Raw genomic sequence first — 15,488 nt, 5'->3', positions numbered from 1 at the left:
TTGCAACAAAAAATCCAATCTTTACCTTTAGTAATCTGTATGCGATACATGACTGTATCTTCTTTTTTACAGGTATAACAATGCTTAGTTTTCAACAGCTTCTTTACTACCTATCATCCAGAAATCTAGATGCTTCTTAACAAGATCTGCATTTTTTACTTTTACATAAACCTCATCACCTAGTCTGTAGGCGTTTTTAGTCTTGCGACCTATCACTGCAAACTCTTCTTCTACAAATTCATAACTATCATCATCTAGATCACCTAAGCGTATCATTCCTTCACACTTATTAGAAATAATTTCTACATAAATTCCCCAATCGGTAACTCCAGAAATAACACCTAAGAACTGCTCGTCTTCATGATCTTTCATGAATTTAACCTGCATGTACTTGATAGAGTCACGTTCTGCCTTAGTAGCTAGAATTTCCATGTTAGTGGAATGGTGACACTTTTCTTCATAGAGCTCTTCACTTACACTTTTTCCTTTATCTAGATAATGTTGTAATAGTCTATGGACCATCACGTCTGGATAACGACGTATAGGTGATGTGAAATGCGAGTAGTAATCAAACGCTAGACCATAGTGACCTATGTTTTGTGTAGAGTACTCGGCCTTAGACATGGTTCTAATAGCAAGTGTATCGACCATGTTTTGCTCTTTATTCCCTTTTACATCACTCAATAATTTGTTTAAAGATTGAGTAACATGTTTGCGATCTCTTAAGTCTAGTTTATGACCAAAACGAGTCACAATTTTTGCAAGTGCGCCTAGTTTTTCATCATTAGGCTCGTCGTGAATACGGTAAACAAAAGTGTGTTTAGGATCTCGTTTTCCTATAAAAGCTGCTACTTTTCTATTAGCCAGTAGCATAAATTCTTCTATCAGTTTATTAGCATCTTTAGAGGTTTTAAAATAAACACCTATTGGCTCACTGTTATCATTAAGATTAAATTTAACCTCAGTCTTATCAAAGCTTAAAGCACCTTGTACCATACGTTCATTACGCATCTTTTTTGCGATACTATCTAAGGTAAGAGTTGCTTCTACAATGGCTGGATCTGCAGTTGTATCTTTTTTAGTAAGTGATATATCTGCAGGAATTTCTCCTTTACCAGTCTCAATAATGTGCTGTGCTTCTTCATAAGCAAAACGTTGATCTGAATGAATGATAGTACGACCAAACCACTGTTTATAAACCTTTCCATTATCGTCCATTTCAAAAACAGCCGAGAAACATAATTTATCCTCATGAGGATTTAATGAACAAACACCATTTGATAATACCTCTGGTAACATAGGTACTACTCTATCCACTAGATATACAGAAGTTGCACGTTCATATGCTTCATCATCTAGTGGTGTTCCTTCTTTTACGTAGTGACTTACATCTGCAATGTGGATTCCTATTTCATAATGACCATTTTCTAATTTTTCGAATGAAAGTGCATCATCAAAATCTTTAGCATCTGCTGGATCAATGGTATAAGTAAGCGATTCTCGCATATCGCGACGTTTACTTATTTCTTGTTCTGTTATGGTTTTATCTAACTGGTCTGCATATTCTTCTACAACGGTAGGAAACTCATATGGTAAACCATATTGAGCTAGTATGGCGTGTATTTCAGTATTGTGCTCACCTGGTTCTCCTAGAACAGCCTTTACTTTACCGTTAGGTGAATCTTGTTTATCATTCCATTCTACAAATTCTACTAGAACTACCTGTCCATCTTTTGCTCCATTGATCTCTCGACCTGGAATAAAGAAATCTGTTTGAATTTTAGGATCAGTAACGTTTACAAAAGCAAATTTTTCATGTACTTGAATAGTACCTACAAATTCAGTTTTCTTACGCTCGATTACTTTAGTGATTTCACCTTCAGGCTGTTGACCTCTTCTTCTATGATAAACATACACTTCAACTTGATCACCGTTTAATGCCTGACCTAGTGAACGACGTGGTATCATGATATCTTCCTGTAGTTCTTCTGTTATCACATATCCTGTACCACGAGTACTGATATCAATAGTACCTGTGTAATAATCAATGGCTTTAATAATTTTAAATTTACCGCGATCTGTCTCTTCTATTTGTGCTTTAGATTTTAACTGGTGAAGTCTTTTAATAACTTGATTACGTGTACTAGCATCTGATATTGAGAGCTTTGCACATATTTGTTTATAATTAAAATCCTTATTAGGTTCTTGCTTTAATACATTCAGTACAGATTGACTGAGGTTTTGAAACTTTGTTTTTGAGTTTCGTTTTTTCTTCTTCTTCATATTCTATTTATACTTCTACAAAGTTAATCTTTTAAAACTCTGAGAGATTATAAGTACTTTATACTTTGATTATTAATCATTTAATATACCGTTATTAACAATTATTTAAGAAATAACTGTAACTTTGTGTATTGTTGATCGTCTAATGGTTGACAATTTTAAACAAATGGAAACTAGAAAGCCACTTAAATCAACCTTACTATTCATAGGGATATTTCTTGTGGGTATTATTCTAGTAGTTCTTTTTATCAATAAAGCTTTAGATACAGATCACACTGTTGATAGCTTTGAAGAGACTTCTCCACTTATAGAAAACACTTCCTCTACAAGCGTCTAGCTTACAAATAAAATTACTTTTTCAATACTCCTTATTCAATAGTTAGTGTAATAGTGACGCACTTACTTTATTGATTACACGCAATCATTTCAATGCTTGCATTTATTATTCCAAATTTAATTTTAATCGACTTAGTTGATCATATATGATTTATTAATTCCTTCATAAATCGTTTTATTGATTTTAGATAGTTTTAAACGTTATCCACATTATAAACAATATCATTTTTTCTTTTTTAAAAATTTAAATAAAATTGATGATGATGATGTAGTGTGAATAGCGGTATATCTTTTTACTAAAATATTAGGAACTTGAATTTTTTATAACTTATCGCTACTTATTCACATGTTATACTAATGTTAACTAATTGTAAAGTAAGTTTCTAATGTAATTAAGATAGGTTTATACACAGTTGTTCACAACCCTTATTCACATCAAAATGTATATAAACTAACTACATATTTTATGTTGATGAACGTCTTTTTAAGTCTGAAAAGTTAGTCTTAAAAAGGTGAGTTATATTTTGGTTATCTCAATTTTAAATAGATATGAGTTTTTAAACCTTCACTTCCTAATGTTTTCTTTCAATTGATATTAACATGTTATCTATTGTTTATGAATAGTGTAAAACCATGGATGTTAATAACCCTAGATTATCAATAACTAGACTTAAATTTGTATCATAAAACACCGCTATCATGAACATCTCTATAGGAAACGACCACGCAGGACCAGATTATAAACGAGCTATTGTTAATATGCTTAAAGAAAGAGGCCATCAAGTAACTAATCATGGAACAGATACTTTAGATAGTGTTGATTATCCTGACTTTGCTCACAAGGTAGGACAGGATGTTGATAACCACACTGCAGATCTAGGTGTAGTTATTTGTGGTAGTGCACAAGGTGTCTCTATGACCGTTAATAAGTATCAAAATGTACGTGGCGCAGTATGCTGGTCTAAAGAAATTGCAGGACTTGCTCGTGAGCATAATAATGCAAATATCATCTGTATACCAGCACGTTTCACTTCTATACCACAGGCTATTGCTATGGTAGAGACTTTTTTAGATACAGAATTTGCAGGTGGACGCCATGCAAATCGTGTGAATAAGATAGCATGTTCATAAGTACGCTTTCGCGAAAGCGAGATGTACCACAACCTACTAAATGATATTGTTATCTAGTGGATCACTAGCAGATTATTTTCTATTACTTTTTATATTTATAATACTACCTAGCGGTATATTATTTTTGATTACTAGGTATTTAGTATTTAGGCATATATTTTTAACAATGGAAAGTAGACGGTATAGAATTTTTACTGGCTTGTTGTTTTATATATTATCATTAACTGTAGTGGTCTTGTGTATTTATTTTTATAATTACTAGTATGAATCTTAATAAAAGGCAAGAGTATCTGGATCTAGGGAATGCACTACCTAATCAATATTATCACTTAAAATTTGATAATCATTGCTATTGGCGTATTGCTTTAGACAATACTTTATTTGCAAAATGGAGTGAAGTAGTACCAGCTCCAGCTTATAGAAATATATCTGAAGATCAACTAGATTATGCAATCCATTTATTAAAAAGCTATCAAAAAGACGAGCAACTTTTATTAGAACACAATCGTATATCTTTAATTTATCGCGGTAAGAAATAGTACGATAATTAGACTGTACAAATAATAATTAATTTAAATAGTTGAGTCACGATTTGTGATTTTTAACTGTGTGTAGTGAATATGAGAAAAGAAGCTTCTATTATAATACATCAATTAAGAACAGCGGTTCATCCTCAAAAGAAATTGATGGAGATATGGCGTGATCTTGAAGATTTTGATGAAAAAGATCGAGAAGAAACGCTAGATGATCTAGATGCTAGACGTCAAGAATTGATGGCTGCCGGCGATGAAGAATTTGGTAATATGCTGGAGAAAATTATTACCGATATAAGAATAGGAGTGAAGCCACCGCAACCTAAAGTTGTCCCAAAACAATTTTAAAAATGGATGTAATCGTTAAATATTTTTCTGATTTTAATACTCAACAATTATACGAAGTACTACAACTACGCTCTGAAGTTTTTGTGGTAGAACAAGACTGTGTTTATCAAGATATGGATGGTAAGGATCAAAAAGCTATTCATATTGTAGGATATGTAAATGATAAACTTGTAGCTTATACTCGTGTGTTTCAACCAGGTGATTATTTTAAACAAGCTAGTATAGGTAGAGTAGTAGTAAGTCCCAAAAATCGTGGCGCGGCCTACGGCCAGAAAATAATGAATGCGAGTATTGATTATTGTAAAAATCAAGGATTTCCATTCATTAAAATATCTGCTCAATGTTATCTAGATAGATTTTATAAAGATTTAGGTTTTATAGCTACAGGTGAAAAATATCTAGAAGACGGAATTCCTCATCAAGCGATGACTTTAGAATTTTAAATATGTCCTTTACTGATCTTCATAAACAGTTTCCATTTTTTAATAAAACACTGGTGGAAACAATCAATCGAGAATGTGACATTATTACTGTGCCTGATCATCAAGAGATCTTACGTAAAGGACAGTATGTAAAAGTGATACCATTGGTGTTGAAAGGATTGTTACGTGTTTTTACTACCTATGATGATAAAGAATTATTACTATATCATATAAAAGCAAGTGAGAGCTGTGTGATGTCCTTTGCAGCAGGTATTAAAAATGGAACCAGTGAAATCAATGCACAGACATTAGAAGAGACAGAAATTCTTTTATTACCAGCAGACAAACTTAAAAAATGGCTGCAGCAATATCCAGAGTTAAATCTACTTTTTAACTCACAATATGAGATGCGCTATGCAGATTTATTAAACACTATAGAGAATATGGTTTTTCATAAAATGGACGAGCGCATTTTAAATTTACTGCACGATAAAGCAGCATTAACTAATTCTCAAATAATTAAAATCTCTCATCAAGCGCTTGCAGACGATCTGGCTACATCTCGAGAGGTGATTAGTCGTGTTTTAAAAAAATTAGAGAACGATAATAAACTTATTTTATCACATCAAACTATTAAAATTCTTTAGTTGTGACTTAAGTCACTTTTTAAGAACATACACTAGACTACTATTGTATCTCATTTAAAAAGTATAAGTCATGAAGAAGAATATAGGAAACATCGATAGAATTGTAAGAGTATTATTTGCGGTAATAGTATCTATTTTATTTTTTACTAATGTAATAACTGGTACACTAGGAATTATTTTATTAATTGTAGGTGGTGTATTATTAGCCACTAGTTTTATGAATTTTTGTCCATTATATGCAGTTTTAGGGATTAATAGTTGTCCAGTAAAAAAGTAAATAATAGACATAAAAAAGCTCCATATTATGAGAGGTACCTTCATAATGTGGAGCTTTTAATAAAAGTAAAATTCACTTAATCATCATGATGTCCATGACCGTGATGACTTTTATTACCAAATGGTTTCCATATGATTCCTGCACTTAAGATAAAACCATCTGTAGGCGCATAAATTTCATTAAATGTTGGTACTCCAGTAATATCTGTAGTGACAGTAGGAGAGAAGCGACTCTGTCTTCTATCTGTGAGATTTTCAAAATTCATATAGAGATTTCCCCAGTCAAAGTTTTTCATTACTAGTAAACCCATCAATAAAAATCTTGAGAATCTGAGCCATCAAATAATAGTTGTCTACCAGTATAATAGGTTTCATAACCTATGCGCCATTTCTCATTTTCATACATAATAACACTACCAGCATTATGTTTTGCAGTCAGTGGTTTTTGAGGATTACCATCTAGATAATTAAGTTGAGTGTCTATAAGTGCATAGTTTAAGAACCACTTAAAATCTTTATAAGAGAATTTAATATTAGTCTCTGCACCACGACTGAAGGTAAAATCTGTTGCATTTGAGTATTCAAACATTCCTGGACTAGTGGCACTGCTATTGAGTAACAATCCATTATCTATGGCTGTTAAATAAAATAATTGATTAATCGAGAAATTAATTTGATCAGTTATAGCAAATCCGTAATCAAAATCTAGGTTCATACCATAAGAGGTCTCTGCCACAAGATTATTTTTATCAATAGCCATTACATTTTGAAAATTCAATCTTTCAGCATCTTCTGTAAATAGATCTGGTATTTTATAACCTAGACCACCACCTAAACGACTCGTAAATCTTCCATCACTTTTATATAATAAGGAAGCTCTAGGTAACACAAAAGCACCCCAATCAGTTGTAAAATCTGTGCGCAGACCAGTTTCTAATATCCAGTTATTATTAAGATCTGTAATGTTATTTACAAAAGCACCTATCGTAGTATCTTTTTGATCACGTTCATTAATCTGCACGTCCTCGTCAAAGCTAGATGTATATAAATTAGCTCCAAAAACCCAGTCAGTCTTTGTAGAATTAGTTTTATAATTTACCTCAGTAAATGTGTTGACCTGATTACCTTTAAAATCCATATTAGGAATCAGTAATTCTCTATTAAAATAGGCAATACTATTTTTAAACTGGAAGCTAGAATGATCTGTAAGTTGAGTATCCCACACGGCTTGAGTACTTAACCTGCGCGATATGTTTTGTTCTAGATATCCATTATTATTACCATCTATAGCATCTAGATTTCCACCTTTACGATCATCAAATGTACCATTAAGTCCTAGCCATAAGGTTGTTTTATCACTAGGATAATAAAATACTTTAGGATTTAGTGAAATGGTACGCGCTCGAGGTAAATTAGAATATTCATCTCCATCTGGATCATATTCTTTTTGAGAATTTGCGCTTCCATAAAGCGTCATTCCCCATTTATCATTACGTGCGCTGTAAAATACGTTTCCAGTAACTCCTAGGGCTTGTGTACCTACCAACATTAAATCTAACTCTGCCTCATCATCTGGCGTTTTAGACTGCATATTTACTAGTCCTGCAATGGCACCACCACCGTATAAAGTTGAAGAACTTCCTTTAATGATCTCAAATTGCGAAATATCTAGTGGTGGTACTTGCATGATACTTAATCCACCAGCAAAACCACCATAAAGTGGAAATCCATCTTTTAACAACTGTGTGTATCTACCATCTAGTCCTTGTATACGTATGGATTGATTTGCACTACTTTGAGAAGTTTGTTGCATCTGTATACCGGTGCTTTCTCTCAGTACCATAGCTATATTAGTACTGTTCATCGCTGTTTTTTCAATAAGCTCTTCTCCACCTATAAATTCTACTCGAGTAGGCGTGCGTTTAAAACTACGAGAAGATCGTGTAGACTGTATGACGATTTCTTCCAGTTCACCTTTTGCCTCGTGTAGTTGAAATGTATAATCCAGTTGATCTGGTATAACAGCAGTAACGGTTTGTTTTTCATATCCTATAAAAGAAATGGTCAGTTCATAAATTCCAGCTTCTAGGTTGTTAATGGTTCCTTTCCCGTTGACATCCATCATCGTACCCTTTTGGAGATTTTGGATGGAAGCGTTTGCACCTAGTAATGGTTCGTTATTTTCTTCAGATACCACAGTGATGTTGATATCATAGGTTGTTTTGGATTGCGCTTTCGCGAAAGCGTAACACAGCAACAACATGCTGCATAAAATGATTTTTTTCATGTAAAATGTTTAAATAGACTAAAATAAAATGAGCACAATGCTCTTGAAGTTTCTAGCTATTTAATTGTGGTGGCTGCAAGATAGAGCCATCAAACCCGTCATAAACAGGACTGATATAAAAAGAAATTTGTGAATTAATTGCCGGTAGTATAGTAAACTCTAGTGGCTCAAATTCAAAAGAGATCACATGAATAGAGCAGCAATTGCACTGGCAAAATGGTGAGCATTCATCTTCATGATCGTGATTATCATGGTCGTCGATATCTACAGTTTGTTCTACCTCATCATGCTGCTCAATATTACCATCATTACAAGGCATGATGTTGAGTCCTAGAAAATATATCGAGAAGATGAATAATATAACTTTCACAAGACAAAGATACTAAAGCAATCAGAACTATTTAGTAGCTCTTTTTAAGCGATCATTAATGGATTTTCCTAGATCGTGATCTGGTAATCGTTGTGCTACAATCATGTCTAGATCTAGTTGATCTAGCTCGTGCATTGCTTTATATAATCTAGATGCAGCCTCTTTTAAATGACCGGTTTTAGATAAATAATTTACTTGCGCTACGGCATAATCTGGATGATCTGTAGAGTGGAGTAGGAGTCCTATTTTTTTACCAGCATGTTGGTCGATAAAATCACTTATGTCATCTACTAGATAAGTTGCCGTACGTGGTGCATAATGCTTCTCGAGCATTCCTGGTGCATTAGGTGCTTGCTCTTTATTATTTTTTACAGTGACAGGTCCTATGATGGAAGTGATATCTTCTAATGATATGGAGCCTAGTCTGTAAACAATGGCTTTATCATTTTCAAAACCTATGATGGTGGACTCGATTCCATTCTCGCAATCACCACCATCTAATACCATTTCTAGAGAACCATCAAAATAATTTTTAACGTGTTGTGCTCTAGTAGGGCTTATGTGTGTAAACGGATTTGCACTAGGTGCCGCCACTGGGAAATCTAAGTTTCTTAACAATTCTAGGGTTAATTCATGCTGCGGCATTCTAATCCCAACAGTATCTTTTCCGGCAGTGATGAGGTCTGGAACATCATTCTTTTTAAGTAAAATAAGTGTTAAAGATCCTGGCCAAAAAGCTTGTGCTAACTGCTGTGCCTTCTCAGGAAAATCTACTGCCAGTTCCATTACTTGCTCCATGCTATGAATATGCACAATCAGCGGATTAAAAAACGGGCGTTTTTTTAACTCAAAGATTTTTTTAATCGCCGTATCACTATAAATATTACCAGCAAGACCATAAACAGTCTCTGTAGGGATTGCGACGAGATCTTCTCTTTTAAGAATTTCGGCAGCTTTTAAGATGTCTTTTGAAACTAGTGTCATGATACTTTTCCTAAATGTTTTAGGTGCTGCAAATATCGTTGTTATGGTTTATAATTTATTATTTCTCAAGTGTAGAGTTAACCCTACACTCGAGAAATTAAAACAATTATTATGATGGTGATCCATCTAATAATACTTCTTCTTCAACCAAAATGCCACACGCACCAATAAAATCAAAGCGGGAACTTCTACCAGTGGTCCGATCACACCTGTAAATGCCTGACCAGAATTAAGTCCAAAAACCGCAATGGCAACTGCAATCGCAAGTTCAAAATTATTTCCAGCTGCAGTAAAAGCAATAGCTGCGTTTTCACTGTAGGACGCACCACGATATTTACTGATAAAAAATCCTATCAAGAACATGACTATGAAATAAATCATTAAAGGAACCGCAATCAATAACACATCAAACGGTATTTCAACAATTAACTCACCTTTTAAAGAGAACATTAAAATAATAGTAAGCAATAAAGCCACTAAAGTAATAGGTGAAATAGCCGGAATAAATACGTTTTCATACCATTCTTTACCACGAGCTTTTACAAGAAAATAACGACTTAAAATTCCCATTAAAAATGGAATTCCCAGATAGATAGCAACACTTTCTGCAATGGTCGCAATTGATATATCTACAATTGCACCGTCAAAGCCAAAATAAGGCGGCAACACCGTAATAAACAACCACGCATAGAATGAGTATGCAAAAACTTGAAAAACGCTGTTTAGAGCCACTAATCCGGCTCCATATTCAGGAGAACCATCTGCTAGATCATTCCACACTAGTACCATGGCTATACAGCGTGCTAGACCTATTAAAATAAGTCCCACCATATATTCTGGATGATTCTGAAGAAATATTAATGCAAGTGCAAACATCAATACGGGACCTATTATCCAATTCAATAATAGTGAGATACTTAAAATCTTAGTGTTTTTAAATACGACAGGTAAGAGTTTATAGTCTGCTTTTGCTAACGGTGGATACATCATTAAAATAAGACCTATTGCAATGGGAATATTAGTCGTTCCACTACTCATGTTATTAATAGAAGTAGCTATGCTAGGTATAAAATATCCTAATCCTACACCTATTGCCATGGCTAGAAATATCCATAGGGTTAAGTATTGATTGAGAAAGCTTAGTTTTTTAGTGCTCATAACTTAATTTCTGAAAAGACGTATTTTAATTCACTAGCGATTTGTAGACTGCGTTCTATATAAGCAGCTGCTTGTCGGTCAGTACCATCAGCGATTTTAGGATCTTCATAAGTTATAGGTATTCTAGCTGAAGCGCCTAATATTAATGGACAACCTTGATCTGCACTCGAGCAGGTCATAATGGCTGCAAATTGCTGCTGTACATTAAATGTTGCATTGAATTTCTTTGAAAATCCTATAATAGGATGATCGGTCTCATTATATCTGATGCTATAAATAGGATTTTCATCTTGTGATAGTTTTTCAATTTGAAAACCTGCATCTTTTAAAGCTTCAGTAACTTCTGGAAATAACGCTGTAGCTTCTGTACCACCAGAATAACATTGTAAATTATTAATGCCATAAAAACTTCCTATAGCCTGTGCCCATGATTGTGATAGGTGACTACGTCTTGAATTATGTGTACAAATAAAGTTGAGATTCACAGTTTTATTATGGTCCACCTGACTTTGAATATAGTCTTTAAGCTGGTCTAGGACACGCTTTCGCGAAAGCGTAATTTCATTAATCTCTAGGTTTTTAATGGTTTGTTCTAAGGTAGGATACATAATTTTAAATTTAAAGTTAACAACAACCTGATCCAGGAGCGCAAGTGTTCTGATTTTCTACAGGAATGGTCTTTAATTTCTCTTGAGGTATTCCACATTTATCTTTGGCTAGACAATCAGTTAATTTTGACGTAAGAATAAAGTTGGATCCATTAAAGTCGATACCGTATTTACCTATAGTATCAGATTGATATTCAACCTCTATATCCACATCAGGTAGACCTAATCGTGATTCTGACAACTCGATGATATGTTGTAGTTTTTCTGGATGTAACCTGTGGTCATAATCATTTGCTTCCCATAATTGAAAATTTACGACAGTTTCTAATCGTTCTGTACCACCGCAGTCTATAAAGTGTTTAACAACTTTACCTACTTCAGTCACGTGAAAGTGAGATGGAACCAGACTACCGTCTGGCAGTTGAAAAGCGATCTGATCTAATTTTGAAAGCTGATCTTTAAATGTGGATAATTTCATAGCGTTTCTTTTATTGTAATATTACGATTAATAAAGTCAAATTTTTTTAGCAACAATCAGTTTTGTTATCGGTCTCTAGATTTAATAAAGGAGAAAGTAAACTTTTCATTACATCCCATTTTTCATAGTCTAGACAGTAGCATGTACTGGTACCTTCTATATTTCCTTTAATTAATCCTGCATTTTTAAGTGCTTTTAAGTGTTGTGATATTGTAGGTTGAGCTAGTCCTATTTCTAGAACTAGATCACCACATATACAAGTGTCTTGTTTTAATAGGTATTGCACAATAGCTATACGGGCTGGATGACCTAGTGCTTTGGCCATTTGAGCCATTTGATTTTGTTGTGCTGTAAATATTTCAGTTTTAGTAGTCCCCATATTCATCGCAATATTACGATGAAGTGATTAAATAAAAAAGAATAATTGCTTTTAATTTTTAGGAGGATCTATTTTAGTAATGTAAAGTTCGACTCTACGATCTAGTTTATCAATACCACCTAACGGTCTAGTCCTTCCATATCCTTTAAACCTCATACGTGTGTGTTTTACACCACGACTGCGCAATATTTTATAGATAGCTAGTGCTCTAGCATGGGATAGATTTGATTTTTTAGTGTCTCTATTATAAGCATCTGGATAGGCAGGATTGATACAGCATACATGTCCGTGTATTTCAAAATGAATATCTTCTCTAGCGATTAAAATTTCTGCAACACGATCGAGTAGTGGCTGGGATTCTTCTAAAATTGTAGAACGACCTTTGTAGAATAGAATATTCTCTAATCTAATGACCTGACCTTTTTTAAGCTTTTTACTTAAAAGAGACTTAAATGGTTCTTTAGTATTATCTATAGGTGGATCAAGTTTAGTAGGTATATCTAAGAATTCATCTTCTTCGACGACTTCTACAGATACTTCTGGCTCAGTTCTATTGCTGGTTTTAATTACTTCTGTACTACTCGGGTTTTCTAAGATAGCAGTGACGACTTTCTTTTCATAGATAGGTATCTCTTTTGCCTCTTCTGTGGTAAGTTCCTGTTTTCGCAATTTTTTAATGGCAACTCGTTTGGTTTTATCTGCGCTTAAAGAGAATTCTACATCTACACGACGGTTTTGAGCTCTTATTTCTTCAGTTTCTTCTTGATCTAATTCTTCTTCAAGAGCTACTTCTCCTAATCCTTCTACTTTTTTAGAGATATTTTCTAGTTCAATATCATGGTTTTCTAACCACTTAGAGACAGTTTCTACTCTTCTATTTGATAAGTCTAGGTTATACTCATGGCTACCTCTATCATCACAATACCCTAATATTTTTACGGTAAGAATGGGTTTGTAAATAAGATCATCAAAGAATGACGTGAGTTGTTTACCTTCACTAAAAGAAAATTGATCTTTATCTACATCAAAATATACAGAATGTGTGACTGTGATTTGTGAACTAGCACAAAAGGCAGTAAAGAAAGCACATATGTATAGTAATCGCTTCATTCTTATTTTAAAATTCTGTTGTATTTATTTTGATCTTCTAGAACATTTACAGCTTCTAAAATTTCTGGATTGAATTTTAATTGATAGTTATATAAACCGTCACGATAGAAATATCTTTTAACGATTTCATCAGTAAGAAGGCTCATGATTTCAGCCTTTTTATCCTTCATGTCCTTCTTCTTAGCATTATTAATCGCTTCTTGCATGGCCTTATAGCTAGAGTTAATATCATCATCTAGTTCTTCTTTCTCGGCAGTTTTAAATGCTTTTGCAAATGCAGACTCTGTTTCAGTATTAAAATCAAATCCTTTTTTCTCAACCCAATTAACAAAGTCATTGAAATCGGTATCCGTGAATCTAAAACTATCCATATCTGTTACCTGATGATTATAATAATACTCTGTAGCATAGTCAAAGATGGCGTTATCCTTAAGAAGAGCAGTCGTTATAGGTGAGTAAGCTGCGCTTGCTAATTCAATATCTGGTTGTACACCACCGCCATCATAAACGGTACGACCGCTATTTACAGTTTTAAAGGCGTTATAATCTTCTTTTTTAGTGCGTACGGCATTTCCATCTTCATCACGATTCCAGTAGTCTAATGCTTGTATACAACGACCACTAGGTGTATAATATCTTGAGATGGTTATTTTTACTTGTGTACCATAAGAAAGTGGTTTAGGACGTTGTACTAGTCCTTTACCAAAACTACGAGCACCTATTACAACACCACGGTCATAATCTTGTATACTACCACTTACAATCTCACTGGCACTGGCACTGCGTCCATTAATAAGTACAGCCACAGGTATGTCTGGATCATACGCAGGACGTTTTGTTAGGTACGTTTTATTATACTGTTCAACAACAGATTGAGTGCTGGTTATCAGTTTGTCTTTCTCTATAAAAAGATTAGAAACAGCAACGGCTTCACTTAATAAACCACCAGGATTGCCTCTTAAATCAAGTATAATTTTAGTAGCTCCTTTTTCTTTTAATGCTACAATTGCAGCCTTAGTTTCTCGAGAAGCTTTCTCATTAAATTTAGATAATACCACATATCCTATTTCTGGTGTTGCCATTTCATAAAAAGGAACGGCATTAACCTCAACGGCTTGTCTTTTAACTTTTGCTGATTTCTCTTTTCCCTGTCGTTTATAAACGATGGATATTTCTGTATCAGCACTACCTTTCAATAAATCACCAGCATTTTCTTTATAGTCCGCTAGCTTGATGCCATCTATTTCTATAATTTCGTCACCAGCTTTAAGTCCTGCAACATCAGCAGGATGGTCTTTCCATGGTTCTACTATAATCACTTTATCATCTCTAGTACTCACTACAGCACCTATTCCTGTGTAAGCGCCACGTCTATTAATGATAGACTTCTCAACTTCTTGTTCTGTCCAGTATTTAGTATATGGATCCAATTCTGACAGCATTCCTTCTATGGCATTATCCATTAAGTCTGCTGGATTAGTCTCATCTACATAGTTCATATTGAGCTGTTTATACATTTCTGTAAAAATCTCAATCTGCTTGGCGATTTCAAAAAAGTCGTTTTGAAAACTAGCTGTCGTAAAGAAAATAGACGCTCCTAGAATAGGAAGTAAAATCTGTCTTTTAATATTAATGGTACCTTTCATAGTTGTTAACGGTTCTATACGCGTTGCAATAAATATAGGATAAAAACGGTAGATGACTCATTTTCTTGCCGTTTAGTGGCTATTTTAAGTAGAATACAATTAAAATGCCAATTAATCTTCCAATTGTTGATGTTGCTTGTTTAACTCGATGATTAGCTTTTTAATCAATTGTTGAACGGTTTCAAATTCAGGCATTTTAGGAGATTGAAAAAGAAACATCATTTCAATACTTTTTCCTTCAGGAGTTATTAAGTCATGTTGATTTAAACGATAAGCTTCTCTCAACAACCTTTTAATACGATTGCGATCTGGTGCTTTTTTAAAAAATCGTTTTGAAACGCTGACACCTATTTTATGAGGTAGTTCCATGTCTATGAGATTATAAACACAACGTATAGGTCCTTTACGTATAGAAGAACCTTCTGTAAAAAGTAACTCTATAGATTTTTTACTTTTAAGCTTAGTCTCTTTTCCTAGGGTGAAACGCATGAT

The 15,488-nt window shown here is 33.8% G+C and carries 19 protein-coding genes; 7 read left to right on the top strand and 12 right to left on the bottom strand.

Features of this window, described 5'->3' with window-relative positions; all coding sequences use genetic code 11:
- Window positions 1-84 precede the first annotated feature (84 nt).
- Window positions 85-2,283 (bottom strand): ribonuclease R, encoded by a 2,199-nt coding sequence (gene rnr / locus BST92_RS05860; RefSeq protein ID WP_105070604.1) that lies wholly within the window; start codon window positions 2,281-2,283, stop codon window positions 85-87.
- 166 nt (window positions 2,284-2,449) lie between these two features.
- Between rnr and BST92_RS14985 the strand changes: the two genes are divergently transcribed.
- The 7 genes from BST92_RS14985 to BST92_RS05825 all read left to right on the top strand — a co-directional run bounded on the left by BST92_RS14985 (window position 2,450) and on the right by BST92_RS05825 (window position 5,977).
- Window positions 2,450-2,620, top strand: a complete 171-nt coding sequence (locus tag BST92_RS14985) for a hypothetical protein (protein WP_170061716.1) — start codon at window positions 2,450-2,452, stop codon at window positions 2,618-2,620.
- A 698-nt stretch (window positions 2,621-3,318) separates the two neighbouring features.
- Window positions 3,319-3,750: an RpiB/LacA/LacB family sugar-phosphate isomerase gene (locus tag BST92_RS05850; RefSeq protein WP_105070602.1), complete on the top strand. Its 432-nt coding sequence runs from the start codon at window positions 3,319-3,321 to the stop codon at window positions 3,748-3,750.
- 263 nt (window positions 3,751-4,013) lie between these two features.
- On the top strand, window positions 4,014-4,289 hold the full coding sequence (locus BST92_RS05845) for an acetyltransferase (protein WP_105070601.1): 276 nt from the start codon (window positions 4,014-4,016) through the stop codon (window positions 4,287-4,289).
- Between the two features lie 81 nt (window positions 4,290-4,370).
- Window positions 4,371-4,631 carry a hypothetical protein gene (locus BST92_RS05840; RefSeq protein ID WP_105070600.1) on the top strand — a complete coding sequence of 87 codons (261 nt, stop codon included), beginning with the start codon at window positions 4,371-4,373 and terminating at the stop codon, window positions 4,629-4,631.
- A 2-nt stretch (window positions 4,632-4,633) separates the two neighbouring features.
- The gene (locus BST92_RS05835) at window positions 4,634-5,074 is read left to right on the top strand and encodes a GNAT family N-acetyltransferase (RefSeq protein ID WP_105070599.1); all 441 of its coding nucleotides are present in this window, start codon (window positions 4,634-4,636) and stop codon (window positions 5,072-5,074) included.
- 2 nt (window positions 5,075-5,076) lie between these two features.
- On the top strand, window positions 5,077-5,700 hold the full coding sequence (locus BST92_RS05830) for a Crp/Fnr family transcriptional regulator (protein ID WP_105070598.1): 624 nt from the start codon (window positions 5,077-5,079) through the stop codon (window positions 5,698-5,700).
- Window positions 5,701-5,770: 70 nt separating this feature from the next.
- Window positions 5,771-5,977: a YgaP family membrane protein gene (locus BST92_RS05825; protein WP_105070597.1), complete on the top strand. Its 207-nt coding sequence runs from the start codon at window positions 5,771-5,773 to the stop codon at window positions 5,975-5,977.
- 76 nt (window positions 5,978-6,053) lie between these two features.
- On the opposite strand, the gene BST92_RS15190 is transcribed toward BST92_RS05825, so the two are convergent.
- The 11 genes from BST92_RS15190 to rnpA all read right to left on the bottom strand — a co-directional run bounded on the left by BST92_RS15190 (window position 6,054) and on the right by rnpA (window position 15,485).
- Window positions 6,054-6,287: a hypothetical protein gene (locus tag BST92_RS15190; protein ID WP_245910875.1), complete on the bottom strand. Its 234-nt coding sequence runs from the start codon at window positions 6,285-6,287 to the stop codon at window positions 6,054-6,056.
- Window positions 6,287-8,263, bottom strand: coding sequence for a TonB-dependent receptor (locus tag BST92_RS05820; RefSeq protein WP_245910874.1), 1,977 nt, complete (start codon window positions 8,261-8,263; stop codon window positions 6,287-6,289). Before BST92_RS05820 ends, BST92_RS15190 begins: the two co-directional genes overlap by 1 nt.
- A gap of 52 nt (window positions 8,264-8,315) precedes the next feature.
- Window positions 8,316-8,633: a DUF6660 family protein gene (locus BST92_RS05815; RefSeq protein WP_146105106.1), complete on the bottom strand. Its 318-nt coding sequence runs from the start codon at window positions 8,631-8,633 to the stop codon at window positions 8,316-8,318.
- Window positions 8,634-8,660: 27 nt separating this feature from the next.
- Window positions 8,661-9,617 carry an L-threonylcarbamoyladenylate synthase gene (locus tag BST92_RS05810; protein ID WP_105070595.1) on the bottom strand — a complete coding sequence of 319 codons (957 nt, stop codon included), beginning with the start codon at window positions 9,615-9,617 and terminating at the stop codon, window positions 8,661-8,663.
- A gap of 126 nt (window positions 9,618-9,743) precedes the next feature.
- A complete protein-coding gene (arsB, locus tag BST92_RS05805) occupies window positions 9,744-10,775 on the bottom strand; it encodes an ACR3 family arsenite efflux transporter (protein WP_105070594.1) in 1,032 nt (343 codons plus the stop codon).
- Entirely contained in the window at window positions 10,772-11,383 is a 612-nt protein-coding gene (locus tag BST92_RS05800; RefSeq protein WP_105070593.1) for a low molecular weight phosphatase family protein, read from the bottom strand. The genes arsB and BST92_RS05800 overlap by 4 nt, the downstream gene beginning before the upstream one ends.
- A gap of 16 nt (window positions 11,384-11,399) precedes the next feature.
- Complete coding sequence (locus BST92_RS05795) at window positions 11,400-11,861, bottom strand: DUF6428 family protein (protein WP_105070592.1); 462 nt, start codon at window positions 11,859-11,861, stop codon at window positions 11,400-11,402.
- Window positions 11,862-11,907: 46 nt separating this feature from the next.
- Entirely contained in the window at window positions 11,908-12,240 is a 333-nt protein-coding gene (locus BST92_RS05790) for an ArsR/SmtB family transcription factor (protein ID WP_105070591.1), read from the bottom strand.
- Window positions 12,241-12,291: 51 nt separating this feature from the next.
- Window positions 12,292-13,350, bottom strand: a complete 1,059-nt coding sequence (locus BST92_RS05785; protein ID WP_105070590.1) for an OmpA family protein — start codon at window positions 13,348-13,350, stop codon at window positions 12,292-12,294.
- Window positions 13,351-13,352: 2 nt separating this feature from the next.
- Window positions 13,353-14,996, bottom strand: a complete 1,644-nt coding sequence (locus tag BST92_RS05780; protein ID WP_105070589.1) for a S41 family peptidase — start codon at window positions 14,994-14,996, stop codon at window positions 13,353-13,355.
- 111 nt (window positions 14,997-15,107) lie between these two features.
- Entirely contained in the window at window positions 15,108-15,485 is a 378-nt protein-coding gene (gene rnpA / locus BST92_RS05775) for a ribonuclease P protein component (RefSeq protein WP_105070588.1), read from the bottom strand.
- Window positions 15,486-15,488: the final 3 nt, after the last annotated feature.

The organism is Nonlabens arenilitoris (assembly GCF_002954765.1).
Classification (GTDB): Bacteria; Bacteroidota; Bacteroidia; order Flavobacteriales; family Flavobacteriaceae; genus Nonlabens; species Nonlabens arenilitoris.
Note: the sequence above shows the minus strand (reverse complement) of the source record. Positions and strands in the feature narration are given on the sequence as shown.